The sequence below is a fragment of the Homoserinimonas aerilata genome, from assembly GCF_006716125.1.
In the GTDB taxonomy this organism is placed as follows: Bacteria; Actinomycetota; Actinomycetes; order Actinomycetales; family Microbacteriaceae; genus Homoserinimonas; species Homoserinimonas aerilata.
The window spans coordinates 229,285-256,173 of record NZ_VFOM01000002.1; the positions used below are offsets into that span (position 1 = coordinate 229,285).

General features: G+C 67.8%; 29 protein-coding genes. 17 read left to right on the forward strand and 12 right to left on the reverse strand.

Translation table 11 applies throughout. The features are described 5' to 3' along the window. Positions 1-5 precede the first annotated feature (5 nt). Positions 6-1,862, forward strand: coding sequence for an alpha/beta hydrolase family protein (locus tag FB562_RS11315; protein ID WP_141881405.1), 1,857 nt, complete (start codon positions 6-8; stop codon positions 1,860-1,862). A gap of 159 nt (positions 1,863-2,021) precedes the next feature. On the opposite strand, the gene FB562_RS11320 is transcribed toward FB562_RS11315, so the two are convergent. After that, positions 2,022-2,780 carry a class II glutamine amidotransferase gene (locus FB562_RS11320; RefSeq protein ID WP_141881406.1) on the reverse strand — a complete coding sequence of 253 codons (759 nt, stop codon included), beginning with the start codon at positions 2,778-2,780 and terminating at the stop codon, positions 2,022-2,024. 148 nt (positions 2,781-2,928) lie between these two features. Between FB562_RS11320 and FB562_RS11325 the strand changes: the two genes are divergently transcribed. Then, positions 2,929-4,215, forward strand: a complete 1,287-nt coding sequence (locus FB562_RS11325; protein ID WP_141881407.1) for an adenylosuccinate synthase — start codon at positions 2,929-2,931, stop codon at positions 4,213-4,215. 216 nt (positions 4,216-4,431) lie between these two features. Beyond that, the gene (locus tag FB562_RS11330) at positions 4,432-4,632 is read left to right on the forward strand and encodes a hypothetical protein (RefSeq protein ID WP_141881408.1); all 201 of its coding nucleotides are present in this window, start codon (positions 4,432-4,434) and stop codon (positions 4,630-4,632) included. 53 nt (positions 4,633-4,685) lie between these two features. Here the strand turns inward: FB562_RS11330 and FB562_RS11335 are convergent, their stop codons facing one another. Further along, entirely contained in the window at positions 4,686-5,294 is a 609-nt protein-coding gene (locus FB562_RS11335) for a maleylpyruvate isomerase family mycothiol-dependent enzyme (RefSeq protein WP_185740558.1), read from the reverse strand. Between the two features lie 39 nt (positions 5,295-5,333). Between FB562_RS11335 and FB562_RS11340 the strand changes: the two genes are divergently transcribed. Next, positions 5,334-5,978 carry a GNAT family N-acetyltransferase gene (locus FB562_RS11340; RefSeq protein WP_141881410.1) on the forward strand — a complete coding sequence of 215 codons (645 nt, stop codon included), beginning with the start codon at positions 5,334-5,336 and terminating at the stop codon, positions 5,976-5,978. 63 nt (positions 5,979-6,041) lie between these two features. Then, the gene (locus FB562_RS11345) at positions 6,042-6,338 is read left to right on the forward strand and encodes a chorismate mutase (protein ID WP_141881411.1); all 297 of its coding nucleotides are present in this window, start codon (positions 6,042-6,044) and stop codon (positions 6,336-6,338) included. Between the two features lie 51 nt (positions 6,339-6,389). Here the strand turns inward: FB562_RS11345 and purL are convergent, their stop codons facing one another. Beyond that, positions 6,390-8,708 (reverse strand): phosphoribosylformylglycinamidine synthase subunit PurL, encoded by a 2,319-nt coding sequence (gene purL, locus FB562_RS11350; protein WP_141881412.1) that lies wholly within the window; start codon positions 8,706-8,708, stop codon positions 6,390-6,392. 339 nt (positions 8,709-9,047) lie between these two features. On the opposite strand from purL, the gene FB562_RS11355 reads away from it, so the two are divergent. From FB562_RS11355 to FB562_RS11380, 6 genes are all read left to right on the forward strand, one after another. Next, positions 9,048-10,259 carry a hypothetical protein gene (locus FB562_RS11355; protein ID WP_185740567.1) on the forward strand — a complete coding sequence of 404 codons (1,212 nt, stop codon included), beginning with the start codon at positions 9,048-9,050 and terminating at the stop codon, positions 10,257-10,259. Between the two features lie 55 nt (positions 10,260-10,314). Beyond that, positions 10,315-10,662 carry an ArsR/SmtB family transcription factor gene (locus FB562_RS11360; protein WP_141881414.1) on the forward strand — a complete coding sequence of 116 codons (348 nt, stop codon included), beginning with the start codon at positions 10,315-10,317 and terminating at the stop codon, positions 10,660-10,662. A 1-nt stretch (position 10,663) separates the two neighbouring features. Then, complete coding sequence (locus FB562_RS11365; RefSeq protein ID WP_141881415.1) at positions 10,664-11,641, forward strand: SRPBCC family protein; 978 nt, start codon at positions 10,664-10,666, stop codon at positions 11,639-11,641. A 112-nt stretch (positions 11,642-11,753) separates the two neighbouring features. After that, a complete protein-coding gene (locus FB562_RS11370) occupies positions 11,754-12,512 on the forward strand; it encodes an HAD family hydrolase (RefSeq protein ID WP_141881416.1) in 759 nt (252 codons plus the stop codon). Between the two features lie 5 nt (positions 12,513-12,517). Next, positions 12,518-13,690 (forward strand): zinc-binding dehydrogenase, encoded by a 1,173-nt coding sequence (locus tag FB562_RS11375; RefSeq protein WP_141881417.1) that lies wholly within the window; start codon positions 12,518-12,520, stop codon positions 13,688-13,690. A gap of 469 nt (positions 13,691-14,159) precedes the next feature. Further along, positions 14,160-14,483 (forward strand): DUF4190 domain-containing protein, encoded by a 324-nt coding sequence (locus FB562_RS11380; RefSeq protein WP_185740559.1) that lies wholly within the window; start codon positions 14,160-14,162, stop codon positions 14,481-14,483. A gap of 57 nt (positions 14,484-14,540) precedes the next feature. Here the strand turns inward: FB562_RS11380 and FB562_RS11385 are convergent, their stop codons facing one another. Beyond that, positions 14,541-15,029, reverse strand: coding sequence for a DUF3817 domain-containing protein (locus tag FB562_RS11385; RefSeq protein WP_141881419.1), 489 nt, complete (start codon positions 15,027-15,029; stop codon positions 14,541-14,543). An 81-nt stretch (positions 15,030-15,110) separates the two neighbouring features. Here FB562_RS11385 and FB562_RS11390 point away from each other — a divergent pair, with 81 nt between their 5' ends. Further along, positions 15,111-16,196, forward strand: a complete 1,086-nt coding sequence (locus FB562_RS11390; protein ID WP_141881420.1) for a mechanosensitive ion channel family protein — start codon at positions 15,111-15,113, stop codon at positions 16,194-16,196. A gap of 20 nt (positions 16,197-16,216) precedes the next feature. On the opposite strand, the gene purQ is transcribed toward FB562_RS11390, so the two are convergent. Together purQ and purS are read right to left on the reverse strand one after the other, a co-directional pair. Next, positions 16,217-16,915: a phosphoribosylformylglycinamidine synthase subunit PurQ gene (gene purQ / locus FB562_RS11395; RefSeq protein ID WP_141881448.1), complete on the reverse strand. Its 699-nt coding sequence runs from the start codon at positions 16,913-16,915 to the stop codon at positions 16,217-16,219. A 5-nt stretch (positions 16,916-16,920) separates the two neighbouring features. After that, positions 16,921-17,190 carry a phosphoribosylformylglycinamidine synthase subunit PurS gene (gene purS, locus FB562_RS11400; RefSeq protein WP_141881421.1) on the reverse strand — a complete coding sequence of 90 codons (270 nt, stop codon included), beginning with the start codon at positions 17,188-17,190 and terminating at the stop codon, positions 16,921-16,923. 101 nt (positions 17,191-17,291) lie between these two features. Here purS and FB562_RS11405 point away from each other — a divergent pair, with 101 nt between their 5' ends. Both FB562_RS11405 and FB562_RS11410 read left to right on the forward strand, forming a co-directional pair. Beyond that, positions 17,292-17,738, forward strand: coding sequence for a Fur family transcriptional regulator (locus FB562_RS11405; protein WP_141881422.1), 447 nt, complete (start codon positions 17,292-17,294; stop codon positions 17,736-17,738). Between the two features lie 11 nt (positions 17,739-17,749). Continuing rightward, positions 17,750-19,234: a catalase gene (locus FB562_RS11410; RefSeq protein ID WP_246081467.1), complete on the forward strand. Its 1,485-nt coding sequence runs from the start codon at positions 17,750-17,752 to the stop codon at positions 19,232-19,234. Between the two features lie 228 nt (positions 19,235-19,462). On the opposite strand, the gene FB562_RS11415 is transcribed toward FB562_RS11410, so the two are convergent. From FB562_RS11415 to FB562_RS11435, 5 genes are read right to left on the reverse strand one after another with little or no spacing between them, the layout of a single operon-like run. After that, positions 19,463-20,329: a VOC family protein gene (locus FB562_RS11415; RefSeq protein WP_246081468.1), complete on the reverse strand. Its 867-nt coding sequence runs from the start codon at positions 20,327-20,329 to the stop codon at positions 19,463-19,465. Positions 20,330-20,373: 44 nt separating this feature from the next. Then, a complete protein-coding gene (locus tag FB562_RS11420) occupies positions 20,374-20,853 on the reverse strand; it encodes a GNAT family N-acetyltransferase (RefSeq protein ID WP_141881424.1) in 480 nt (159 codons plus the stop codon). After that, positions 20,850-21,701 carry a phosphoribosylaminoimidazolesuccinocarboxamide synthase gene (locus FB562_RS11425; RefSeq protein ID WP_141881425.1) on the reverse strand — a complete coding sequence of 284 codons (852 nt, stop codon included), beginning with the start codon at positions 21,699-21,701 and terminating at the stop codon, positions 20,850-20,852. Before FB562_RS11425 ends, FB562_RS11420 begins: the two co-directional genes overlap by 4 nt. Further along, positions 21,698-22,966 (reverse strand): phosphoribosylamine--glycine ligase, encoded by a 1,269-nt coding sequence (purD, locus tag FB562_RS11430; protein WP_141881426.1) that lies wholly within the window; start codon positions 22,964-22,966, stop codon positions 21,698-21,700. Before purD ends, FB562_RS11425 begins: the two co-directional genes overlap by 4 nt. 40 nt (positions 22,967-23,006) lie before the next feature. Further along, positions 23,007-23,288 (reverse strand): hypothetical protein, encoded by a 282-nt coding sequence (locus FB562_RS11435; protein WP_141881427.1) that lies wholly within the window; start codon positions 23,286-23,288, stop codon positions 23,007-23,009. A gap of 88 nt (positions 23,289-23,376) precedes the next feature. On the opposite strand from FB562_RS11435, the gene FB562_RS11440 reads away from it, so the two are divergent. Together FB562_RS11440 and FB562_RS11445 are read left to right on the forward strand one after the other, a co-directional pair. Then, positions 23,377-23,751, forward strand: coding sequence for a sterol carrier family protein (locus FB562_RS11440; protein ID WP_141881428.1), 375 nt, complete (start codon positions 23,377-23,379; stop codon positions 23,749-23,751). Positions 23,752-24,015: 264 nt separating this feature from the next. After that, positions 24,016-24,435 carry a hypothetical protein gene (locus FB562_RS11445; protein ID WP_141881429.1) on the forward strand — a complete coding sequence of 140 codons (420 nt, stop codon included), beginning with the start codon at positions 24,016-24,018 and terminating at the stop codon, positions 24,433-24,435. On the opposite strand, the gene purF is transcribed toward FB562_RS11445, so the two are convergent. After that, positions 24,428-25,885: an amidophosphoribosyltransferase gene (gene purF / locus FB562_RS11450; RefSeq protein ID WP_141881430.1), complete on the reverse strand. Its 1,458-nt coding sequence runs from the start codon at positions 25,883-25,885 to the stop codon at positions 24,428-24,430. The two genes, FB562_RS11445 and purF, sit on opposite strands and share 8 nt — an antisense overlap. A gap of 92 nt (positions 25,886-25,977) precedes the next feature. Between purF and purM the strand changes: the two genes are divergently transcribed. Next, positions 25,978-26,889, forward strand: a 912-nt coding sequence (gene purM, locus FB562_RS11455) for a phosphoribosylformylglycinamidine cyclo-ligase (protein WP_141881431.1), incomplete at its 3' end; no start/stop codon positions are given.

Genomic DNA, 26,889 nt, shown 5'->3' on the forward strand with positions numbered 1-26,889 from the left:
ATCACATGAAACAGAAGATGATCAGGAGGAACAGCTTCTGGCTGGTCCTCTCCGTGGCCTTGATGGTCGTATCCGCGATCGGCGCGTCGCTTGTTCAGACGGGTGGCGGCTCTGTCGCCATCAAGGACATGAGGTGGGAGACCGCCTCCGGCCAGACGATGAGCGCACTGCTGTTCAAGCCTGCGTCGGCGACGGCAGAGAATCCGGCCCCCGCGGTCGTGGTCAGCCACGGTTGGTGGAACAACCGCGAGATGCAGGATGCCAACTATGTCGAGCTCGCGCGCCGCGGCTACGTCGTGCTGTCGATCGACATGTACGGTCACGGCAACTCGGAGCCGCTCGTTGCCAGCGAGCTGACGCTCGGCGGCACCGGCATGTACGACGCTGTGAAGCTCGTGGCCGATCTGCCCTACATCGACAAGGACAAGCTGGGGGTCTCGGGTCACTCGAACGGTGCCCGGGCGGCGAACTTCTCGGTCGCCATCGACAACGCGGCCGATGAGCAGCTCATCAAGGCTGTGCTGTTGGTCGACAATGACGCCGTCTATCGTGACGCCGCCGACGACAACAAGTACTTCAACCTGTACGGCGCGCGCCCGACAGGTATTGTGGCCGACCAGTATGACGAGTTCTTCTTCCGGAGCTACGACGAGAATGGTGCTGTGCTGACGCCTCCGCGTGAGTACATCGGCACCCCCAACGCCCAGTCCTTCCTGAACTTCGGGGTCGACCCGGAGGAGGCGACGGATGTCCGTGAGGCGGGCAAGTTCTACACCGACACGGTCGATGGTGTCGAGACGAGCCGCGTCGTGTACACGCCGGCGGAGACGCACCCGTGGGGAACGATCTCGAAGACCACGGTCGCAAGCCAGGTCGAGTTCTTCGAGAACGCGTTCGGGGCTCCTGAGCCGATCGCCGCAGATTCGCAGATCTGGCAGGTCAAGGAGGGTTTCACCGCCCTGGGTCTCATCGGCTTCGGTATCTTCCTCGTCGCCTTCGCCCGCGCACTCCTGACGACGCGGGCGTTCGCCGGCCTGAAGCACACGCCGACGGCGGAGCTCGCCCCCGCGACGCGCAAGGGTCACGCCTGGTTCTGGGGCGGCCTGCTGGTGTCTGCGCTCTTCTCCGGATTCAGCTACATCTGGGTCAGTCAGCAGCCGTGGATCAGCGGGATCGCCTTCAACGTGACTCCGACAATCTTCACGCAGGGCGCCGTGTTCTTCATCGCGTTCTGGGCGGCGATCAACGGCATTGCGGCGATCGTCATCATGGGTGTCGCCTACTGGCTGTTCGGCCGGCGCGAGGGGCAGAACCTGCGTGACCTGGGCGTTCTGCCCGGGTGGAAGAAGTTCTGGCAGGGCATCGGCCTCGGAGCCGTCGTCGTCGTTGCGGCGTTCGGCATCGTGTTCATGCTCGACTACTTCTTCAAGACCGACTTCAGGCTCTGGGTTGTCGCCGTCAAGGCGTTCACGCCTGACAAGGTCGGTATCGCGCTGTTGTACCTGCCGATGTTCCTGCTGTACTTCCTGGCGAACTCGGTGGCCATCAACAGCTTCAACCGGTTCACCATCAAGGGCAGGGAGTGGCTCAACACGGCCGTCCTGGTGCTGTTCAACTCGCTCGCACCGATCGTGCTCGTCGTCGCTCAGTACACGACATTCGCCAACACGGGGCACCTCATCCCGGGCTTCGGCGGCATCAACAGTATCTGGCTGTTCCCGGTGATCGTGCTGCTGGCCGCTGCTGCGGTGGTGTCGCGCAAGATCTACCGTGCGACGAACAACCCGTACATCGGTGGGTTCATCACGGCGAGCGTGGTGACCCTGATGAGTGTGAGCAACACCCTCACGGTCGTCTACTAGCCAAAACGAGAAGGGCCCCGGGTTTCGCAACCCGGGGCCTTTCGTCGTCTGGCGCGCTCAGCAGGGGCAACGGGATGCCGCGCCGCAGCGAGCTCGCCGGCATCCGCGTGTCGAAGCAGATCTCCTGCGGAAGGCTCGAGCGGCTGTTCAGCTGCAGGTTCAGGCGGCGGACGTGAGCACCGTGTCGAGCTCGTGCACGGTCACGTGCTGCGTGCGGCGGTCGATCGTGAGGATGCTGCGCTCCGGCACGCGCTGCCAGCCGTCGCGCTGCCATCCACTCGAGGCGACGGCGGTGAAGTCGGCACCGACGCGATAGGCGAGCTCGTAGTAGTCGGCGCCCAGAAAGTCGGGGGCTTTGCTCGCGTCATCGGCGACGATGATCAGCTCATCGGGGGTGAGCAGCAGGGCGTTGAGGCTCGCCTCCTCGGCGACCTCGCCGAGCCGCGAGACGACTGTGCGGATGGCGTCGACAACGGATGCCCGCCGAAACTCAGAAACGAGGGCCAGCAGGTAGCGCTCGCTGTCGGTGTCGCCACGAATGCCCGCCCGCAGGTCCGCATCGATGAGCGGCTCGATGGACGCGATCTCGCGGATGGAACCGTTGTGCGCGAACGACAGGTCGCCGTGCACGAACGGATGCGTGTTCGCCTCCGACACGGGAAGGTCCAGTGTTGCGGCCCGCAGGTGGGCGATGCCGCTCGTCACCCGCGATCCGCGCAGCACGGCGTCGTAGTCGCGGCTCGTGTGGGCGGACTCGGCGGCCACCGTCAGCGTGCGCTGACCCCGCCGCTCGCCGGAGAAACCCCAGCCATCGCCATGCAGACCCGCGGAGAGCGCCGTGAATTCCTCGAAATCGTGGCCCAGGGCATCCGGAATCGTCGTCTCGGTGTGAGACACAAAACCCAGCAGCCGGCACATGGCTTCAACGGTACGCACGGCGCCGGAGCCCGCCAAGTGGTGGTGTCACCCGGCGTAACAGTGCGGGGTCAAGGCGCGACCCAGCGCCGCAGCGCCCGGGCGCGATAGACTGTCAGTTCTCCCCGTCATATTTTCGAAGGGAACACCCATGCCCGCAATCGTGCTCATCGGCGCCCAGTGGGGCGACGAAGGAAAGGGCAAGGCCACCGACCTCCTCGGCGGCCGCGTCGACTACGTCGTCAAGTTCAACGGTGGCAACAACGCCGGTCACACCGTCGTCATCGGCGACGAGAAGTACGCGCTGCACCTGCTGCCGTCGGGCATCCTCTCCCCGGGGGTCGTGCCCGTCATCGCCAACGGTGTCGTCGTCGACATCGAGGTGCTCTTCGAGGAGCTCGACGCGCTCATCGCCCGCGGCGTCGACGTCTCCCGTCTGCTGGTCAGCGCCAACGCGCACGTCATCACGCACTACCACCGCACGCTCGACAAGGTCACGGAGCGCTTCCTCGGCAAGCGCCAGATCGGCACAACGGGTCGCGGCATCGGCCCCACCTACGCCGACAAGATCAACCGGGTGGGCATCCGCATCCAGGATCTCTTCGACGAGAACATCCTGCGCCAGAAGGTGGAGGGTGCGCTGCACCAGAAGAACCACCTGCTGGTCAAGATCTACAACCGGCGTGCGATCACCGTCGACGAGATCGTCGAAGACCTGCTGCAGTACGTCGAGCGGCTGCGCCCCATGGTGGCCGACACGGCGCTCGTGCTCACGCAGGCGCTCGATGCGGGCAAGACGGTGCTGTTCGAGGCAGGCCAGGCGACGATGCTGGATGTCGACCACGGCACATACCCGTTCGTCACCTCCTCGAATGCGACCTCCGGCGGTGCCGCCACCGGCTCCGGGGTTGCCCCCAACCGCTTCGAGCGGGTCATCGGCGTCGTCAAGGCGTACACGACCCGCGTCGGTGCTGGGCCGTTCCCGACCGAGCTCTTCGACGAGTCGGGCGAGTTCCTGCGCAACAACGGCGGCGAGTTCGGCACCACCACGGGTCGCCCGCGTCGTTGCGGCTGGTACGACGCGCCCATTGCGCGCTACTCGGCCCGCATCAACGGCGTCACCGACTTCGTGCTCACCAAGCTTGACGTGCTGACCGGGCTCGACGAGATCCCCGTCTGCGTCGCCTACGAGGTTGACGGTGTGCGCGTCGACGAGGTTCCCGTGTCGCAGAGTGACTTCCACCACGCGAAGCCCGTCTACGAGACGTTCCCCGGATGGTCGGAGGACATCACCGGCGTGCGTCGCTTCGAAGATCTGCCGCAGAATGCGCAGGACTACGTGCTCGCCCTGGAGAAGATCAGCGGCTCGCGCATCTCGGCGATCGGCGTCGGCCCCGGCCGTGACGCCATCGTCGTGCGCCACGACCTGATCGGCTGAGCTGAGCGCTGCCGCGCCGACGTTGTGCGGCTTTTATGTCGTTGTGCGCGCCCGTGCACGCACAACGACATAAAAGCCGCACAACGATGCGGATGCCCGGAGGCCTGCGCCCCGGTTGCGGGAGTAGAGAGCGCGCGCAATTCGTGGAATCATCGGTATATCGGGGTGGACGACCTGCCCCGGCGATGATCGACACGTGCGGGCAGGGGGCCAGTGATGCCGCTGCTCGGTGCTACCACCACAATCCTGCTGCTTCTGTGCTCCGTCACCGTGCTCGCCGCCGCGGAGGCGAGCACCGACCATGTCTCGCCATGGCTCACCCCGGGAATCCTCATCATCATCGCGGTCATCATCACGCCCCTGCTCAGCTACTTCCTGTACAGCAGGCGTGGCGGCAGCGACCCCGACGCGGAGTGACGCTCGCGAGGTGATCACGACATCCGGATGCGCGGGGCAGCCGGGAAGGCAGATCAGACGACCGTGAACCCGGCCGGCAGCGGCTCCCGCCCTGTCAGCGCCAACAGCAGCGGCGTGCCCTGCCCCTTGTTCACCGCGGTCGAGCTGAGGAGCGCCACGGTGCCCATCACAGCATCCGCGGGAGGGGTGAAGTCGGAGTCGATTGCGCGAGCCAGGTCGATGGAGTGCACCACCAGCTCGACGACGCGGGTGCGCAGATATTCGCTCAGCAGGATGCCCATGCCGCCGATCGACACCACCCGGTCTGCGGGCTGCCGGGCGATCAGCGCGCGGGTTCGCTGCAGCGCTTCGCGCACGGTCGCGACGGGGTCGGCCCCGAGCCACTCGCCGGCTTCGACGCCGCGCCGCTCGATGGAGGCGTGGTCGGTGAACTGTTCGAGCACCGACTTGTAGTAGTCCTCGGCGCTGGGGATGGTGACGCCGCCGGGCTCATCCTGGCCCAGGTAGCTCTCAACGGTGAGGATGGCGCGGGCGGTGTGGCCCGCGAGGCTGCGCACATCCCAGACGCCGAGCCCGGGCAGCGACCACTGATCGTCGGTCACCTCGCCGAGCAGTGAGACGAAGGCATCGGCCGACCTGGAGAAGAGCTCTGTGGTGGTCACGGATACCATCGTGGCACTTTCGGTGGAAGACTGCATTTCGTGACCGCGAAACGACCCCAGCCCGAGCGCCTCGAGGGGCGCTACATCTCCCTCGAACCGCTGCGCGATGAGCACATGCCCGCGCTGTTCGCGGCCATAGGGCATCCGCAGGTCTTCGCCGGAGGCTACGGCGGCGGCCCGGCGGGGCTGAGCGACACAGCCGAAGGTTTCGCCGAGTGGGCTCGCGGCTACTACCCCTTCGCGTCGGGCATCCCGTATGCGGTCCTGTTGCGCGGCGGGCCGCACGATGGCGAGGTCATCGGCACCAGCTCGCTGGCCGACTTCGATGTCGAGAACGAGTCGACGCACATCGGCTGGACGGCCTACGCGCCGCAGGTGTGGGGCACGGCCGTGAACGCGGAGGCGAAGCTGCTGCTGCTCGGCCACGCCTTCGACAGCGGCTTCGGGCGGGTGAAGATCCAGGCGGATGCGATCAATCAGCGGTCGAGGGCGGCGATCGCCGGCATCGGGGCCGCCTTCGAGGGTGTGCTGCGGCGCGTGAGACGACGCGCCGATGGCAGCTGGCGCGACACCGCGGTCTACTCGATCCTGCTCGAGGAATGGCCGGATGTTCGGGCCGGGCTTGAACAGCGGCTTGCGGCGCAGGGCGGTCGCCCGGTGTTGTTCCGCGGGCTGCCCGACTGACGGTCGCCACCCTGTAAATTGGGTGGTGGCCACCGCATGGGGCGGGCCGGCCTGGAGGGCGTGATGAGCGAGAACGATGCCGCATCCGATCTGCTGAGGCTGCGCAAGAGCATCGACAATGTCGATGCGGCGCTGATCCACATGCTCGCGGAGCGGTTCAGGTTCACGCAGCAGGTGGGCGAGCTGAAGGCGGCGAACGGTATGCCGTCGTCTGACCCGGAGCGGGAGAAGGTGCAGATCGCGCGCCTGCGGGTGCTCGCCGAGCAGGCCAATCTCGACCCGGAGTTCGCAGAGAAGTTCCTCGGATTCATCGTCGCGGAGGTCATCCACCACCATGACCGCATCCGCAACGGCGACTAGCCGCCGAGCAACTCCCGCGGGTTGAGTAGCGCGGAACGCGCCTCCGCCTCGCTAGCCGCCGACGACCGCCCCGAAGTGCTCCGGCAGTGTGGCGGTGTGCGCGCCGCGCAGTTCGTCGACCGACACCGTGAACTGGTCCTGGATCTCCAGCTGCCCGTTGTTGTCGGTGACGCCGATGCGCAGCACAGGGTAGCCGCGGCCTTCGCACAGGCCGACGAAGCGCACATCGTCTTCGCGCGGGACGCTGACGATGACCCGGCCGGTCGACTCACTGAACATGGCCGCCGTCTCGTCGACGCCGTCGCGCTGGGTGATTCCGGTCAGCCACACGCGGGCGCCGACGCCAAAGCGCAGCACCGATTCGGCCAGCGCCTGGAAGAGCCCGCCGTCGGCGAGGTCGTGCGCGGAGGAGAGCAGGCTGCCCTGGCCGCCGGAGTGCAGCAGCCCGGCGAGCATCTTCTCGTCGTCGAGTGACACGGTGGGCGGCAGCCCGCCCAGGTGGTCGTGGATGACTCCGGCCCAGGCGCTGCCGTCGAGCTCGTCGCGGGTGGTGCCGAGCAGGTAGATGTTGTTGCCCTCGTCCTGCCAACCGCTGGGGATGCGGCGGGCGACGTCGTCGATGGTGCCGAGCACGGCGATGACGGGGGTCGGGTGGATGGGCACGTCGCCGGTCTGGTTGTAGAACGACACGTTGCCGCCGGTGACCGGGATCTCCAGCTCGAGGCAGGCATCCGAGAGTCCTTCGACGGTCTCACTGAACTGCCACATGACCTCAGGGTTCTCGGGGGAGCCGAAGTTGAGGCAGTCGCTGACGGCGACGGGGGTCGCGCCGGTGGCGGCGACGTTGCGGTACGCCTCCGCGAGCGCGAGGCGGGCGCCCTGCCGCGGGTCGAGCTGGCAGTAGCGGCCATTCGCATCCGTCGCCACGGCGAAGCCGAGCCCACTGTTCTCGTCGATGCGCACCATGCCGCCGTCATCCGGGAACGACAGGGCGGTGTTGCCGCCGACGTAGCGGTCGTACTGGTTGGTGACCCACTCCTTGGAGGCAAGGTTGGGGCTGCCGAGCAGGCGCAGGGCCTGGTCGCGCAGTTCGTCGGGGCCGGATGCGCGGGGCAGCCGGGCGGACGTGTCAGCCTGCAGCGCGTCGATCCAGCTGGGGTAGGCGACGGGTCGGTCGTACACGGGCCCGTCGACGGCGACCGTGTTGGGGTCGACGTTGACGATCTCGTCGCCGTGGTGGGTGATCACGAGGCGGTCGCCTTCGGTGACCTCGCCGAGCACGCTCGTCTCGACGTCCCACTTGTTCACGACGGCCATGAAAGCGTCGAGCTTCTCGGGGCGCACGATGGCCATCATGCGCTCCTGGCTTTCGCTCATCAGGATCTCTTCGGCCGTGAGCGTGGGGTCGCGCAGCAGCACGTTCTCGAGCTGGATGCGCATGCCGCCGTCGCCGTTGGCCGCGAGCTCAGAGGTCGCACACGAGATGCCGGCCGCGCCGAGATCCTGGATTCCCTCAACGAGTTCGTTCTTGAAGAGCTCGAGGCAGCACTCGATGAGCACCTTCTCGGCGAAGGGGTCGCCGACCTGCACGGCGGGCCGCTTGGTGGGGCCACCCTCGTCGAAGGAGTCGGAGGCGAGGATGGATGCTCCGCCGATTCCGTCGCCGCCGGTGCGCGCCCCAAAGAGCACGACCTTGTTGCCGACGCCGCGGGCGTTGGCCAGGTGCAGGTCCTCGTGGCGGAGCACGCCGACCGCGAGCGCATTCACGAGCGGGTTGGCCTGGTACACGGAGTCGAAGTAGGTTTCGCCGCCGATGTTGGGCAGGCCGAGGCAGTTGCCGTAGAAGCTGATGCCGCTGACGACGCCGTGCACGACGCGGGCCGTATCGGGGTCATCGATCTTGCCGAAGCGGAGGGCATCCATGACGGCGACGGGGCGCGCACCCATGGAGATGATGTCGCGCACGATTCCGCCGACACCGGTCGCGGCACCCTGGAACGGCTCGATGTAACTGGGGTGGTTGTGCGACTCGATCTTGAAGGTGACCGCCCAGCCTTCGCCGACGTCGATGACGCCCGCGTTCTCGCCCATGCCCACCATGAGGTTCTTCTTCATGGCCGGGCTGACCTTCTCGCCGAACTGGCGCAGGTACTTCTTGCTCGACTTGTAGGAGCAGTGCTCGCTCCACATGACCGAGTACATGGCCAGCTCGCCGCTCGTGGGGCGGCGGCCCAAGATCTCGCGGATGCTCGCGTACTCGTCCGGCTTCAGCCCGAGCGCCGCATACGGCTGCTCCTTCTCGGGCGTTGCGACGGCGTTCGAGACGGTGTCGGCGACATGGTGGCGGGGGGTGGCTGAGACGTCGGTCACGAGGGGGCTTCTCCCAGAGGATTACGGATGCCGCAGGCACGTTCGCCGGCTCGGCCAGTCTACCGCTGCAGCTCACCGCATCCGCCCGCCGCGCATCCGCCCGCCGCGCATCCGCCCGCCTGCCTCCCCACCCCCACTTCGCCGAGACTGCACGAATCGCACGCTTTCGCGCCCAAAGCGTGCGATTCGTGCAGTCTCGGCGAAGTTGGAGGGGTGACGGACACTCGGATGTTCAGCGAGAGTACGCGAATCGCACGCTTTTCCGGCTCAAACGGTCGATTTGCGTAGTCTCGGCGAAGAGGAGGGGCGGATGTCCGGGGCGTCTGCCACGCTTGAGCCGTGACCGATGCCCCCGCCGACCCCTCAGCCGATCCGGTGCTCGAGCCCACAGCCGAGCCCGCAGTCGACTCCGCAGCCGTGCCTTCAGCAGGCTCCGCAGCCGTGCCTTCAGCAGGCTCCGCAGCCGTGCCCCCAGCCGAGCCCGCAGTCGATGCTTCAGCCGTGACCGATGCCGATGCCGACTCGTCAGCCGACTCCACAGCCGTGCCGTCAGCCGAGCCCGCAGCCGACGCTGCAGCCGAGCCTGCAGCCGTGCCGTCAGCCGACTCCGCAGCCGATGCTTCAGCCGCCGCCGACACCGCGGCAGGGCCTGCTGCCGAAGCGGCCCGCGCACGCCTCATCTCGGCCATCGCGCCGTTCACCCTCGGTGCTCTTGCCGCAGCAGGGGGCATCCTGCCGGCCCTTCTCGATGGCGGGCGCCTGCCGCTGCAGAACCTGTGGACGACGCAGACTCTTCCCGAGGACATGCCGTTCGCACTGCTTCCGGTGAGTCAGTACCAGGCGATCACGCTGCTGGCGCTGCTCGTGATGGGAGGTGTGGTGGCCGGGCTTGCTGTTCGTGTCATCCGGCGGCGGCGTCCTATAGCGGCCCGTCCGGTGGCCGCCGGGCTGCTGGTGGTGCACACGATCGCGATTGTGCAGAGTTTTGTGGTTGTCGCTGATGGTGTCGGCGCCTTCGCGGAGGGCGCCGACGATCGCGGTTTCTTCTACTTCACGGGGATGCTGACGGGCGTTGAGGCGTGTGCGCTGCTCGCCCTGCTCGCATTCCGGTTGACCTCGCGGCGTTCTGTTGGCCCTGTTGCGCTCGGTGTCGGCCTCGCGGCGGTGCCGTTCGCCTCCTGGATCGGCACGGGAATCGTCGCAGTGACCGGTCTGGCCGGGTACCCGCCGCTCGCGGCAGATGTGCTGCGGTGGCTGCCGGCGCTCATCGTGGGGCTTGCGCTCGCCTGGTGCGGGGTCAAGCCTGTGGCCCGACTCGGCGTCTGGGCGGGTCTCCTCCTCGCGCTGTGGCTGATTCCCGCGCTGTTCACCGCGACCGCTTATGCCTTGGGTATGCGCGTGCTGGATGGGGATCTCGCTGAGATGGCGGATGCTGGTGCCCAGGTCTTCGGCATGGCTCTCTGGGTCGACCTGGGCCCTGTCGTGGTGGCTGCGGCGATCGGAGCGGTCGGCGTCGGGGCGCGGATGCTGTGGACGCGTAGCCGCCGCTGAAGTGGTTTCGATCGCCTCTTGACGGATGCCCGACGCAGGCGTAACGTGCAACCAAATGGTTGCACAAAATGAGTTGAGTGATGTCGACATCGATCGCATGTTCCAGGCCCTCGCCGCATCAACGCGGCGGGACATCCTGCGACGCACGATCGCCGAGGAGCAGTCGGTCTCGGAGTTGGCCCGCGAATACGACATGTCGTTCGCGGCCGTGCAGAAGCACGTCGCCGTGCTCGAAGCGGCTCAGCTCATCGTCAAGCGTGCGGAGGGGCGGGAACGTCTCGTGCGCGCAAATCCTGAGATGATCGCCCGCGCGCGGGCCCTTCTCGCCCGCTACGAAGACCTCTGGCGAACACGCGTCGATCGCCTCGACGTGCTGCTGGCCGCCCAACCTGAAGGAGAATGACATGCCTGTCACCGATGTCACCACCGATGCCGAGAAGCTCACCATGACGCTCGTCGCCGATTTCGCCGCCCCCGTCGAGCGGGTGTGGGCCGCCTTCACCGACCCGCGGCAGCTTGAGCGTTTCTGGGGCCCGCCCGGATGGCCGGCCACGTTCACCGAATTCGACCACACTGTCGGTGGTCGCGCGAGGTACCACATGACCAGCCCGCAGGGCGAGCGCTCATCCGGGGCGTGGGAGTTCCTCATGATCGATGAGCCCCGCCGTTTCGAGGTGATCGACGGTTTCGTCGACAGCGACGGCGCGGCCGCCGATGGCATGCCGTCGATGCGCATGACGTACGAGTTCGAGGTCACCGAATCGGGCACGCGGATGATCAACGTCACCTATTTCGATTCGGTCGAAGCGCTCGAACAGCTCACAGCGATGGGCATGGTCGAGGGCTCGACCATGGCGATGAACCAGCTCGACATCGTGCTGGAGGGGCTGCGCGCCTACGCGCAGGGCAAGGGCACACGCACCGAGTTGCTCGATGACACCCATGTGCGCATCACACGCCTTATCGAGGGCCCGCGCGAGTTCGTCTGGCGCGCCCACAACGAGCCCGAGCTGATGCGCCAGTGGCTGCTCGGCCCGGACGGCTGGGTGATGACGGACTGTGTGATCGCGGCCGCCGCAGGCGACAGCTACCGCACCGCCTGGGCGCCGGTCGACGGCACCGAGGGTGAGGCGTTCGGCTTCGAGGGCGAAGCGCTCCTCGTGGAGGCCCCGCGCCGCATGGTCACGACGGAGCGCATGACCGGCGTCGACGGCCCGGGCACGGTGAACGATCTGAGCCTCGACGAGGAGGATGGGGCAACCCTTCTCACCCTGCTCATCGAGTACCCCAGCAGGGAACTGCGCGACATGATCCTCGCCACGGGCATGACCGACGGCATGGAGGCCTCGTACGCGCGCATGGAGAAAGAGCTTGTTCGCTGACCGCGGGGCGTAGCTGACGCCTTCCGTTCATCGCGGCTTAACCGGGGCATCCGCTCGTGTTGCCCTGCGCTGTCTAGCGTGACGTTACGACAACGCCGTGAGTATCCGGCGTATGGCGAACAACGGAGGGCGCACCATGACCATCGAACGCGACATCGCACAGGAGCTCGACGAAGACCTCGACGTGGAGATCGAACTCGTCGTGCTCGACCTTGCCGGCACCACGGTGCGCGACGACGGCCTCGTCGAGCGGGCTTTCGCGCTCGCCGCTGAGCGCACCGGAATTGTCGACGGCGACGAGCAGCTTGCGGGCGCTCTCGGCTATGTGCGCGAGACGATGGGGCAGTCGAAGATCGACGTGTTCCGGGCGCTTGCCGCAGACGATGCTGCCGCGGAGCGTGCCAACGAAGCCTTCGAGACCGCCTACCTGGAGCTCGCCGTCCAGGGCGGCATCGAGGCGATCCCCGGCGCGGAAGAGCTGCTGCGCCAGCTGCGTGACTTCGATGTGAAGATCGCCCTCGTCACCGGTTTCTCGCGGGCCACCATGGACGCCATCCTCGAGGTGCTCGGCTGGGCGGCGCTCGTCGACGTGACGCTTGTGCCCGCCGAGGCTGGCCGCGGTCGGCCGTTCCCGGATCTGCCCCTCACCGCGCTGATGCGCGTCGGCGCTTCGGGCACCGCCGGCATGGTCATCGTCGGTGACACCGCCAGCGACATGCTCTCGGGGGTGAACGCGGGCGCAGGCCTCATCGTCGGTGTTCTGACGGGCGCCCACGACCGCGAGACCCTTGAGGCGGCCGGTGCGGATGTCGTGCTCGACAGCATCGCGGAACTCGCGCCGCTGCTCGGCATCGACGACGTCATCGAGTAGTCGGCATGCCGAACGCCACCCACCCCACGCGGGATGTGCTGCTGAGCCCGTCGCCGACGGCCGTCGTCTGGTCGGGAGCCGGCCACCCCCTCGTGCAGATCGCCACCCCGGGCGTTTCGCTCGGAGCTGGCGACCTGCTCGTCGAGGTCGAGTTGGCGACCGTCTGCGGCTCCGATCTGCACACCGTGCTCGGCCACCGCAGCGCCGACACTCCGCTCGTGCTCGGTCACGAGCAGGTGGGACGGGTGGTCGCCCTCGGCGAGCACGCGCGGGCATCCAATGGCACCCCGCTCATGGTCGGCATGCGCGTCATCTGGTCAGTCGCGGTCGCGTGCGGCGACTGCGATCGCTGCGTGCGCGGCCTCAGCCAGAAGTGCCGCACCCTCGCCAAGTACGGGCACGACAGGGTTCGTCGCGGTTGGGAGCTGAGCGGCGGCTTCGCCACGCACGTTCAGGTGCTCGCCGGAACCGCTGTCATCATCGTCGACGACGAGCTGCCCGCCGCCGTCATCGCCCCAGCCAGCTGCGCGACCGCCACTGTCGTTGCCGCGCTCGATGCGGCATCCGGGGTCGTTCCCCTCGCCGGCGAGACGGTCGTCATCGCCGGGGCCGGCCTGCTGGGCCTCACCGCCTGCGCCATGGCGACGGATGCGGGCGCCACGGTTATCGTCTCCGATCCGGATGCGATGCGTCGCGAGGTCGCGCTGCGCTTCGGTGCGGCCGCCGCGGTCGAGCCTGTGGCACTTCAGCCGACACTGGCCCGGATGCTCGAACAGGGCAGCAGGGAACCGCTTGTCGCCATCGAGATGTCGGGTGCGCCTTCCGCCGTCGCCGCCCTCGTGTCTACGGTCGGCGTCGGCGGTGTTGTCGTGTTGGTGGGCAGCGTCTCACCCGGCGAGCTGGTTCCCATCGACCCGGAGTCGATCGTGCGTCGGCTCGTCACCCTGCGCGGCGTGCACAACTACGGCGGCGGCCAGCTGGAGCGCGCCGCCGAGTACCTCGAAGGCGCCGCCGGGCGGTACCCCTTCGCGTCGCTCGTGGGCGAAACTTTCGGGCTCGGGGAGGTCGAGCAGGCGCTTGAGCTCGCCGCGCGGGGCACGCACCTGCGGGTCGCCATCGACCCGCGCAGCCAGACGCGCACGCCAGCGCTGCAGGCCGTCGCGCACGCGAGCCCCTGAGTGCCCGGCCGAGCTGCTGGCGGCGCCCCTCCTGACTGGCCCACCCCTCCTGTGTGGCCCGCCCGCCTGGCCTGGCCCGCCTGCCTGACTGGCCCACCCCTCCCTGTGTGGCCCGCCCGCCTGCCTGGCGCCCGCCCGCATCCGCCCCGCCCGCATCCGCCCCGCCCGCATCCGCCCCGTCCGGCCCGGCCCTCTGTGCCCGGCCCGCCCGCATCCGCTCCCGCCCGCACCCCTCGCCGAGACTGCACGTATTGCACGCTTTTCGCCTCGAACCGTACGTTTCGTGCACTCTCGACGACGGTCGCCGCGCGCGCGTCCGCCGAGAGTACGCAGATCGCACGCTTTTGGCCCGAAAACGTACGTTTTGTGCAGTCTCGAGACCTGCTAGTTTGCTGGGGACGCGCCGAACCTGAGAATGCATGCAACCGAACCGGCCCCGAGAGACGGCGCCCAGAGAGATGACACAGCCATGAGCGATCCCGCCCTGAACCAGCCTGCCGGCCAGCCGCAGCCCGTGTACTTCGTGCAGGCCCCGCCGCGCGGCCTCAGCGTCACCTCGATGGTGCTGGGTCTCGCATCCATCCTCTTCGGCTTCACGTTTCTGGTGCCGCTCGGTGCGCTGATCTTCGGCATCGTGGGCCTGAAGAAGGAGCCGGCGGGCAGGGGGATGGCGATCACCGGCATCGTCATCGGTGCCCTGTTCATGCTGTTCTGGGTGCTGCTGGGCGGGGTCATCCTGGCCGCAATCGGCGGGCTCATCGGCCTCGCCGGAACCACCTCCTACACTGGCTGAACGCCGGCGCCGCGTTCGGGCAAGCAGTGCCGCAGCTAAGGGGAGGAGAAGTACGGGTCAGCGCCCCCCGGGAGGCCCCAGAGTGACCAGCACCGTGAAGATCACGGCGACGACGACGACGACGAATGCGACGAGCACGAGCGGGTGCTTCAGGAACCATCTCATGAGCCGGTCGATCCAGTGGGCGTCGCGCGGGTCATCCGTCTTCTCGGTGCGCCAGCGGCCGGCGAGCAGCCCGCGGCGGTCGAGCCACAGGTCGAACGGGATGGTCGCGTAGGGCACGATCGCGGTCAGCACGCCGACGACGATGAGGCGGATGCTCCACCTCTGGTTCACGCCCACCAGCACGGCGGTCGCCGCATACAGCAGGAACACGAAGCCATGGATGCTGCCGCCGATGCGCACTCCGAGGTCGCCGGCGTCGAACACGTACTTCATGAGCAGGCCGGCGATGAGGAGCGTCCAGGTGATGGCCTCGGCGATGGCGACGACGCGGTAGAAGCGTTGCGGGGTCAGGCGGGTCGTGGGTGGGGAGGTCGTGGTCATTCGACCATTCTCTCGTGCGCGGGAGGCTCGCCCATCATGCGAAAGTTCGATCTCGTGCGCGCCCGTGCCTAGGCTGGGCGGATGCCGATCCAAGAAGACGACCTGACCGGATGGGGCCCGTGGCTGGGCACGCTCCTCGCGATCGCCGTGGCGGTGGTGGCTGTGGTGGTGCTGGTTCTGCTCGTGCGGCTGGTGGTGGCCCTAGCGAGCAGGCGCGCCCCGTGGATGGGCCTGCTGTTGCAGCGGATGCGTCACCGCTGGCGCTTCCTGCTGCTGGTTGTGGCGCTGTGGGTCGCCTGTGCGGTGAGCGCCCCCGCCGACCTCCCGTGGTGGCCGGCGTTGTCGCGGGTGTTCCTGATTGTGGTCATCCTGACGGCCGGGTGGCTGCTGTCGGCGATCACGTCGTTCGGTATCGAGAGGGTGATGGCGCGTTACGACGCGAGCGGCGTTCTCGGCCCTGAGGCTCGGCGGATGCGCACCCAGCTGTCGGTCGTGCAGCGACTCGCGACGGTGCTTATTGCTGTGATCGCGTTCGGCGCGGTGCTGTTCACGTTTCCTGAGGTGCGGGCTGTGGGGGCGAGTGTTCTTGCCTCGGCGGGCATCGTCAGCATCATCGCCGGCCTGGCCGCGCAGTCGACGCTCGGCAATCTGATTGCGGGCATCCAGCTTGCGTTCAGTGACGCCATCCGGGTGGGTGATGTGGTTGTCGTCGAGGGCGAGTGGGGCCGCATCGGTGAGATCACGCTGTCGTATGTGGTGGTGAATGTCTGGGATGAGCGGCGGCTGGTGCTGCCAAGCACCTATTTCACGTCGAAGCCGTTCGAGAGTTGGACGCGACGCTCCGACAAGATCCTCGGCACCGTGTACATGGACCTCGACTGGCGCGTGCCCGTGGAGGCGGTGCGCGAGAAGTTCATGGAGATCGTGGAGGGCTCGGATGCCTGGGATCGGCGCGCGGCCAGCGTGCTCGTCACAGGGTCGGAGGGCGGTTTCGTGACCCTGCGCTTTCTCGTCTCATCGGCAGACTCGGGCGACCAGTGGGCGCTGCGCTGCCTGGTGCGCGAGGAGATCATGACCTGGCTGCAGGCGGAGCATCCTGAGGCCCTGCCGGTGACACGGGTGTCGCTGGAGCAGCCGCGCGTGTCGTCGGAGCAGCCCCACGACTGAGGCTGCCGCCTTCGCTGAGGCTACCGCGCGACGAGCGCCTGCGTGATGACGCTTGTGAAGAATGCGAGGCCGTCGGTGCCGTTGCGCATGGCGGCGTGGGTGTCGGGCCCGAAGCCCTCCTCGATGGCGTGCTCCGGATGCGGCATCAGGCCGACGACGTTGCCGCGCGCGTTCGAGACGCCCGCGATGTCGTTGACTGAGCCGTTCGGGTTGACGCCCAGGTATCGGAACGCGACCTGGCCTTCGCCTTCGAGCCGCTTGACGGTGTCGGCGTCGGCGATGAAGCCGCCTTCGCCGTTCTTGAGCGGGATGGTGATCTCCTGGCCCTGCTCGAAGTTGCCCGTCCAGGCGGTGGAGGCGTTCTCGACGCGCAGGAGCTGGTCGCGGCAGATGAAGCTGCCGTGGTCGTTGCGGATGAGGCCACCCTCGAGCAGGTGCGCTTCGGCGAGCATCTGGAAGCCGTTGCAGATTCCGAGCACAGGCATGCCCTTGTTGGCCGCGTCGATGACCTCGGACATGATCGGTGAGAGCGCGGCGATGGCGCCGCAGCGCAGGTAGTCGCCGTAGCTGAAGCCGCCGGGCAGCACGAGCGCGTCTACGCCTTCGAGGCTGTGCGAGCCGTGCCACAGGGCGACGGGTTCTGCGCCGGCGAAGCGAACGGCGCGGGCGGCGTCGCGGTCGTCGAGCGAGCCGGGGAAGGTGATGACGCCGATGCGCATGGTCACTAGTGCGTCTCCCCTGCGACGGCCGAGTCGGGCGTCGTGATGCTGATGACGTCTTCGATCACCGAGTTGGAGAGCATTGTCTCGGCGAGCTCGCGCACTTCGGCGAGCACCGCATCCGTGATCTCGTCGACGGTGATCTCGAAGCGCTTGCCGATGCGCACGCCGGCGAAGTGGGTTTTGCCGAGGCGGTGCAGGGCTCCGGAGACGGCCTTGCCCTGGGGGTCGAGCAGTTCGGCCTTGGGCATGACCTCGACGACGATTGTGGGCACGGTTCACTCCAGGGGATCGCGCGGATGAATGCCTTCATTCTACCCGGATGCTTAGGCCCGCCTTATTTTGAATTACTCAAAACAACGCTAGAATGGATGTCATGGAAACGGCCACGACGCAGACGCTCGGCGAGAGCATCCGCGGTGCCGGTCTCAAGGTGACTGAGCCCCGCGTGGCCGTGCTGCGCGCGCTCGACGCCAGCCCGCACGCCGACGCCGACACCGTGTTCGGCGCCGTGCGGCAGACGCTGCCCGGCACCTCCCTGCAGGCCGTCTATGGCGTGCTCGCCGCGCTCACCGGCGCCGGACTGCTGCGCCGAATCGAGCCGGCCGGTTCGAGCGCGCTCTACGAGCTGCGCACGGGCGACAACCACCACCATGTGGTGTGCAGCGGATGCGGGGCCATAGAAGACGTCGACTGTGTCGTCGGTGAGGCGCCCTGCCTGACCCCGTCGAATGCTTCTGGTTTCGCCATCCACACTGCAGAGGTCACCTTCTGGGGACTCTGCCCCTCATGCCACAACGCGACCACCGAACCCAACAGATAGAAGGAGACACCGTGACCAACTTCACGACGACCCAGAGTGGGGCGCCTCTCGCGAGCGACGCACACTCGCTCACGACCGGCCCCGACGGCATCACCGCGCTTCACGACTTCGCGCTCGTTGAGAAGCTCGCCTCGTTCAACCGCGAGCGCGTGCCGGAGCGCAACCCGCACGCCAAGGGCGGCGGAGCGTTCGGTGAGTTCGAGGCGACCGAGGACATGTCGGCGTACACGCGCGCCGCAGTGTTCCAGCAGGGCGCCAAGAGCGAGATGCTTCTGCGTTTCTCGTCTGTCGCCGGCGAGCAGGGCTCACCCGACACCTGGCGCGATGTGCGCGGCTACGCGCTGCGTTTCTACACGACCGAGGGCAACTACGACATCGTCGGCAACAACACTCCGGTGTTCTTCATCCGCGACGGCATCAAGTTCCCTGACTTCATCCACTCGCAGAAGCGCCTCGGCGGTTCGGCCCTGCGCGACGCCGACATGCAGTGGGACTTCTGGACTCTCTCGCCCGAGTCGGCCCACCAGGTCACCTACGTCATGGGTGACCGCGGTCTCTCCAAGTCGTGGCGCCACCTCAACGGCTACGGCTCGCACACCTACCAGTGGATCAACTCCGAGGGTGAGCGATTCTGGGTTCAGTACCACTTCAAGTCCCGCCAGGGCGTCGAGCTGATGGAGGCCGCCGAGGCCGAGAAGCTCGCCGGTTCCGACTCCGACTACTACCGTCGCGACCTGTACGAGGCCATCGAGCGCGGCGAGTTCCCCACCTGGGATGTGTTCGTGCAGATCATGCCGTACGAGGACGCGAAGACGTACCGCTTCAACCCCTTCGACATCACGAAGGTGTGGCCGCACGCCGACTACCCGCTGCAGAAGGTCGGGCACTACACGCTCAACCGCAACCCGCAGAACTTCTTCGCTGAGATCGAGCAGGCCGCGTTCTCGCCGTCGAACCTGGTTCCCGGCATCGGCATCAGCCCCGACAAGATGCTCATGGCTCGCGTGTTCTCGTACCCGGATGCCCAGCGCAACCGCATCGGCACCAACTACAACGAGCTGCCGGTCAACCGTCCGCACGCGACGGAGGTGACCAACTACCAGCACGAGGGCCAGATGCGTTTCAATTACCCGGATGCTTCGGCTCGCGTCTACACCCCGAACTCGTTCGGTGGCCCCGCCGCCGACCCGGCCCGTGCATCCGAGGGTCGCTGGGAGAGCGACGGCGAGCTCGTGCGCGCCGCGCAGACCCTGCACTCGGAGGACGACGACTTCGGCCAGGCGGGCACCCTCTACCGTGAGGTGTTCACCGAGGAGTCGAAGGCGCGCTTCCTTCAGACGCTCGCCGGCCAGTACGGCGCCCTGACGGTCCCCGCGATCAAGGACCGCTTCATCTGGTACTGGACCTCCGTCGACTCGGGTCTCGGTGCGAAGCTCATTGAGGCCGTCAAGCACGGTGACATCGCGTCGGCCGACCCCGTGGGTGTCGGCGAGTAGCACCCCGCACGCAGAAGCGGCCGGCCCCCTCGGGGGTCGGCCGCTTTCGCGTCTCCGCGTGCGAGTGGTCAAGTCTCGCCCTTCGTCCGCGGTCTTGGGGCGAGAAGTGACCTTTCACGAGCTTTCACTTTTCGCTCAAGTGCGTGAGTGGTCATCTCTCGCCCGAAGGAGAAGCCCTTGGGGTGAGAAGTGACCGATCGCGGGTGCCGGCGCAGGGGTGGGTGCGGGTTACGCCGCAGCCGTCACCCGAATCAGGTTCGACCACGGGTCGTCGAAGGTGAGCACCTTGCCGTCGTTTGCCTGTTGGATGCCGCGGGCCGTCAGCCGTTCGGCGAGTGCGCCGATCTCATCCGTTGTGGGCACCTGGATGGCGACCTGACCGAGGCCTAGCGCGGGGGTGCGGGCGGGGGCGCCCGAGCTGTGCCACGTGTTCATGCCGACGTGGTGGTGGTAGCCGCCGGCGCTCACGAACAGCGCCTGGGTGCCGTATTCGATGGTCACCTCGAAGCCGACGGTGTCGACGTAGAACTGCTTCGCCGTCTGGATGTCTCCCACCTTCAGGTGCACGTGGCCGATGCCGGTCTCGCCCACGGTGGGGGCGGCGAGTCCTGCCTCGGTGAGGTTCTCCTGCAGGAAGCGGTTCGGGTCGAGGTAGACGGTGCCCATGTGCACGGAGCCGTTGTTCCACTCCCACAGGCTGCGGTCGGTGTCCCAGTACAGTTCGACGCCGTTGCCTTCGGGGTCGTCGAAGTAGAAGGCGTTGCTGACGAAGTGATCGGAGCTGCCGGTGAACTTGTTCGGGTAGAGCTTCGCGGTCGAGTAGACGGATGCGGCGAGGTCGCTCTTCTCGGCGAACAGGAAGGCCGTGTGGAACAGCCCGGCGGCGGAATCGGGCGCGTGCTTCAGCTCGGGGGCGAGCTCGAGCACGAGCGAGGCGTTGCCGGTGCGGCCGAGGATGGCGGTGTTGCCCTCCTGTGCGAGGAGGGTGAGGCCGACGCCGTCACGGTAGAAGGCGATCATCGTGTCGAGGTCGGCGACCTTGAGGGTGACCGCGCCCATGGCGGTGTCTGCGGCGAGAATGTCGAGTGTGCTCATGGTTGTAGCAACAACCTTCTCTCTTCTCTATTCCCGATTCACGATCAGGATGCCGGCAGAAGCGTCTTCGCGTAGCAGAAGCTGAATGGCGCGTCCACGTAGGCGCCGAAGTTGGGGATGCGGGAGTAGCCCTCACGCTCATAGAAGCGGATGGCCGCCTTCAGTCGGTCGCCCGTCTCGAGCACCAGCCGTGCGATGCCGAGCTCGAGCGCCGCCGCCTCCAGGGCGTGCAGTACGTCGGGCGCAACACCCGTGCCCCGCCGAGACGGAGTCACATACATGCGCTTCACCTCGGCGTCGCCGCCCTCAAGAATGCGCAGCCCACCGCATCCGGCCGGAATGCCGTCGTCGTAGGCGACCAGGAACAGGGCCGCATCGGCGGCGCTCAGCGGCTCGCCCGGCTCGGTCTCCTCGCCCCCGTAGGCGGCCGCGATCTCGGCCCGCTGCGCGGCGCGCAGCATCGTGCTGTCGGCGTGGTCGTACGCCACGGACTTGATCTCGTGCTCGATCTCAGATGCGGTCATGCGGATGCTCCCTGCTGCGCCGTGAGGCGCTCGATGAGTTCCCGATAGCGGGCGGCTGTGCGCTCCACGATCTCGTGCGGCAGCTGCGGGGGCACGCCGATGCCGTCCCAGTGGGCGCTCAGCCAGTCGCGCACGATCTGCTTGTCGAAGCTGGCGGTGCGGTTGCCGGCGGCGTAGAGGGATGCGTCCCAGTAGCGGCTGCTGTCGCTGGTCAGGACCTCGTCGCCGAGGGTGATGGTGCCGTCGACATCCGCCCCGAACTCGAACTTGGTGTCGGCGAGGATCACGCCGCGCTCCTCGGCGATGGCGGATGCCTGCGAGAAGACCCGCAGCGAGAGCTCGCGCAGGGCTGAGGCGGTGTCGGCGCCGACGAGTTCGACGGTGCGCTCGAAGCTGATGTTCTCGTCATGCTCGCCGAGCGGCGCCTTGTAGGCGGGCGTGTAGATGGGCTCGGGCAGGCGGTCACCGTCGGCGAGGCCGGCGGGGAGGGGCACGCCGCAGACGGACTGCGTGGCCTGATACTCCTTCCAGCCACTGCCGCTCAGGTAGCCGCGCACGACGCATTCGATCGGGAACATGTCGAGCGCCTTCACGAGCATGGCGCGGTCGGCGACCTCGGCGGGGACGCTCCCCTCCACGAGATGGTTGGGAATATCGAGCCTGTCGAACCACCACAGGCTGAGCCGGGTCAGCAGCTCGCCCTTACCCGGGATGCCCGGCTCGAGCACGTGGTCGTAGGCGCTGACGCGGTCGCTGGCGACCACAAGCATCCGCCCCGGCTGGTCTGCAGAGGTGAAGAGATCGCGGACCTTGCCCGAGTACTCGTGCTGCCAGCCGACGAGATTCACGCGCTCGCCTCATCACTGACGCGCAGGGCGATGTCGCTGCGGAACTGGCCGCCCTCGAGCGTGATCGCGTCGAGCGCGCGGTAGGCACGCGAGCGGGCTTCGGCGAAGTCGCCGCCCGTCGCGACGACGCTGAGCACGCGGCCGCCGGTCGACACGAAATCGTTGTGATCGGCGGATGCTGCGGTCGCCGCATGCGCGATGGTTACGCCCTCCACGGCGAGGGCCGCATCGATGCCCGTGATCGGCCGCCCGGTGATGGGCGTCTCGGGGTAGCCCTCGCTGGCGAGCACGACCGTGACGGCGACATCGTCGGAGAACCGGGGGCGCGGCAGCGATGCGAGGCCGCCCGTCGCGGCGGCGAAGAGCAGCCCGCTGAGCGGGGTGACCAGACGCGGCAGCACCACCTGCGTCTCGGGGTCGCCGAAGCGCGCATTGAATTCGATGACCCGGATGCCGCGGTCGGTGATGATGAGGCCGCAGTAGAGCAGGCCGATGAATGGCGTCTGCTCCTCGGCGAGCCTGCGCACCGTGGGCACGGCGATCGTGTCGATGACCTCGTCGACGAAGGTGTCGGGCAGCCACGGCAGCGGCGAGTATGCGCCCATGCCGCCCGTGTTGGGGCCCTCGTCGTCGTCGCCGAGGCGCTTGTAGTCCTGCGCGGGGCTCAGGGGGAGCACATCATGGCCGTCGGAGAGCAGGAACAGCGACACCTCCTGGCCGTCGAGGAACTCCTCGATGAGCACGCTGCCCTGCGCCAGATAGTGGGTGGCGTGGGCGATCGCGGCGTCGCGGTCGGAGGTGACCAGCACGCCCTTGCCCGCTGCGAGACCGTCTGCCTTCACCACATGGGGGGCGCCGTAGGCATCCAGCGCCTCGATCGCCTCCTCGAGGGTGCCCGCGCGGGTGGCCCGGCCGGTCGGCACGCCCGCCGCCTCCATGATGCGCTTCGCGAAGGTCTTGCTGCCCTCGAGCTGGGCTGCCGCCTTGTCGGGGCCGAACACGGCGATGCCGGTGCGGCGCACGCGGTCGGCGACACCGGAGACCAGCGGCGCCTCCGGGCCGATGATGACCAGCTGGATGCTGTTGTCGACGGCGAAGTCGGCGACGATGCCCGGGTTCGTCGGGTCGAGGGCGATCACGGGAACGCTCGCCGCGATGCCGGCGTTGCCGGGGGCGGCGATGATCTCGTGGCCGGCATCCTCGGCGAGCAGCGCGGTGATGATGGCGTGCTCGCGGGCACCGGAACCGAGTACAAGGATTCTCACCCTGCCAGAGTAGCGGTCGCCGCTCAGTGTGCGAGCGGGCTCATTCCGCTCTCCACTCGGAGAGGAACTCGTCGACCGTCATCTCCTGCAGATCGCTCCGCACCTGTTCGAGCAGAAAATCCGGAGAACCGACATCCGCCGGTGTCCGCATCACCTCCGCGCCTGAGGGGATGCGCCGGATCACGAGGTCGACAGGTGGCAGCCCGTCTCCGAGTCCCGTCGCCGCGCCCAGGAGCGTCTTCGCCCAACTCCAGACCCTGCGAGAGAGGCTGCCCGCGCGGGGCAGCAGCTCGGCGGTCAGATGATCGGCGGCGGAATCCATGCCTAGATTCTGGCAGAGGTGACACTCGTCACTCCCGGGCGGGCACGATCATCCGCCGCGTGCGTGGTGAGCTTGTTACCGTTGTTCCATGGCCAAAGCGAGAATAGTGCCGCTCGTCGGCGAGGCGGCGGTGCGTCAGGCGCTCGCCGGATCGGACGACCGGATGATCGAGGCGACCGCCGTGCGCTACCTTCTGCAGATGCTGGCGGATGCCGCGCCCGGCAACACCCTCGAGGTGAGAGTCCCGCCGCATGGTGCCGTGCAATGTGTCGAAGGCCCCGGCCACACGCGCGGCACCCCGCCGAATGTCATCGAGACGGATGCCGCGACCTGGCTGCAGCTCGCCACCGGTGCCCTCTCCTGGGCGGATGCCGTCTCTGCCGCCCGCGTGTCGGCATCCGGAACCCGCGCAGACCTCACAGGGCTGCTGCCCGTCGCGTGGCGGCGTGACGACCTCGTATAGCTCTGAGTGGTCGCTCGTGTCGTGTCGAGTGGTCATTACTCGCCGTTCGAGGGGCATCTTCGGGCGAACGTTGACCTCTCGCGGGGCTCGCGTCCTCAAGAGGCGCCGCGAGTGGTCAGAAAGTTGCCCAAGTTCGCGCCGGTGGGGCCAGTATTGACCTCTCGCGGATCGGGATGGGCGGGCTCGCGTCGCGGAGCGGGTGCGGATGCCCGGGGTCGCCAAAGGGGGAGAATAACCCGAGCCCGAATGGGCGACAATGGAGGCATGACTGAACAGCAGGACACGCCCGAGGGCCCGCACGAGGCTGACGGCGCCGCTGGGGAGCCCGTGGAGCCGCGGGTCGTCCGGGAGCAGGAGCGCGTGAGCATCCGCCGTGCCCCCAAGCTGCCCGTGTTCCTGGTGCTCGGCGCGGGCCTCGGCGCGATCGTCGCGTTCGTGCTCACCGCGGTCGGCGACCTCGACCGTCGGGTCGGATTCGGCGCGACCTTCGGCTACCTGGCCCTCTACGGCATCCCCGCCGGCATCGTGCTCGGCGCGATCGTCGCCCTCGTGCTGGATCGTCGCTCGCGCAGGCGCGCAGCGGAGGTCACCGTCGAGCACGAGAGCATGCAGGAGCCGGACGAACAGCAGGAGCCGGACACGCAACAGGAGCCGGACAAGCCCGGCGAGAGCCCCGCTAGCTGAGCTGGTTCTGCTCGACCCAGCGCAGGTACTCCTCGCTGACGTTGCCGGTGACGTAGTCGCCCGTGAAGCAGCTCATCTCGAGTGACTGCACCGAGGATCCCTCCAGGATGGCCGACTGCATGTCGGCGACCTCCTGGTAGATGAGGTGGTCGGCGCCGAGCTCCGTGGTGATCTCGGGGATCTTGCGGCCGTGCGCCACGAGCTCCTGCCGCGAGGGCATGTTGATGCCGTACACGTGCGGGTAGCGCACGGGCGGCGCAGCCGAGGTGAAGGTGACCTTGTTGGCGCCCGCCTGACGGGCCATCTCGACGATCTCCTTCGAGGTGGTGCCGCGCACGATCGAGTCGTCGACGATGAGGATGTTCTTGCCTTTGAATTCGCTGCCCATCGCGTTCAGCTTCTGCTTGACGCTGCGCTTGCGCTCCGCCTGGCCGGGCATGATGAAGGTGCGGCCGACGTAGCGGTTCTTGTAGAAGCCTTCGCGGTATTCGACGCCGAGCTTCTGGGCGACCTGCATGGCGGCGGGGCGGGACGAGTCGGGGATGGGCATGACCACGTCGATGTCGCCGAGCGGCGTGTGCTTGGCGATGGTGTCGGCGAGGCGGTTGCCGAGGCGCAGGCGTGCCTCATAGACGGAGATGCCGTTCATGATGGAGTCGGGCCGGGCCAGGTACACGTACTCGAACGAGCAGGGGATGAGCACCGGGTTGGCGGCGCACTGGCGAGACACCATCTCACCGTTCTTGGCGATGAACACGGCCTCGCCCGGAGCGATGTCGCGCACCATCTCGTATCCGCCGCTCTCCAGGACGAGAGATTCGGATGCGACCACCCACTCGTCGCCGACCAGCCCGCTCGTGCGACGCCCGAGTACGAGCGGCCGGATGCCGAACGGGTCACGGAACGCGAGAAGGCCGTGCCCGGCGATGAGCGCGATCGCCGCATAGGAGCCCTCGACCCGCTCATGCACGCGGCTGACGGCGGCGAAGATCTGCTCGGGGTCGAGGTCGGTGCCGCTGACCTGCTCCTGCAGCTCGTTGGCGAGCACATTGACGAGCAGTTCCGTGTCGGAGTGAGTGTTGAGGTGCCGCCGGTCGATGCGGAACAGCTCGTCGGTGAGCTCGCGGGTGTTGGTGAGGTTGCCGTTGTGTACGAGCATGATGCCGTACGGCGCATTCACGTAGAACGGCTGCGACTCCTCCTCGTTCTCGGCGGTGCCCTTGGTGGCGTAGCGCACATGCCCGAGGCCCATCGTGCCGGGCAGCGCGCGCATGTCGCGCGTGCGGAACGCCTCCCGCACCTGGCCTTTGGCCTTGTGGAAGTGGAAGGTCGAGCCCTCGGCGGTGGCGATGCCCGTCGAGTCCTGGCCGCGATGCTGCAGCAGGAGGAGGGCGTTGTAGACGAGTTGGTTGGCAGGCTCCGATGAGACGATGCCGACGATGCCGCACATTCGGTGCAGACTCCAGACCGTAGAGTGATTGTTGACCATAGTCTTTCACGCCGGGCAACCCCCGGCGAACTCCCCAGAAGAGGATCACGCCGATGGCTGACAGCTACGCCCGCGCCGGTGTCGACACGGCGGCAGGAGACCTCGCCGTCGAACTCATGAAGAAGGCCGTCACCCGCACGCACGGCCCGCAGGTTTTGGGCGGATTCGGTGGCTTCGCCGGTCTCTTCGACGTGTCGTTCCTGACCGCGTTCAAGCGCCCGCTGCTGGCGACGTCGACGGATGGCGTGGGCACGAAGGTCGCCATCGCGCAGGCCATCGACAAGCACGACACCATCGGCCAGGATCTCGTCGGCATGGTCGTCGACGACATCATCGTGGTCGGTGCCGCACCCCTGTTCATGACCGACTACATCGCCTGCGGCAAGGTGTTCCCGAACCGCATCGCCGACATCGTCGCCGGCATCGCGAACGCCTGCGCCGAGACGGGCACAGCGCTGGTCGGGGGCGAGACGGCGGAACACCCCGGCCTGCTCGGCGTCGACGACTACGACGTTGCCGGTGCCGCGGTCGGCGCGGTCGAGGCGGATGCCCTGCTCGGCCCGGATCGCGTGACGAACGGCGACGTCGTCATCGCGATGCGATCATCCGGTGTGCACAGCAACGGCTTCTCGCTCGTGCGTCACATCCTGGCGGGCGCGGGCGTCGGCTTCACCGATCATTCGGATGCTCTGGGCGGCACGGTCGGCGAGGTGCTGCTCGAGCCGACCCGCCTCTACGCGGGGCCGCTCGTGCGACTGCTCGACGCGCATCCGGGGGCCGTCCATGCGCTCAGCCATGTCACCGGCGGGGGCATCGCCGCGAACTTGGCGCGCGTTCTGCCGCGCGGCTCCTGGGCCGAGGTGGAGCGTTCGACGTGGGCGCCGCACGACGTGTTCCGCGTGCTCGCCGACATGGGCGGCATCGACCTGGCCGACACAGAAGGAACGTGGAACCTGGGCGTCGGA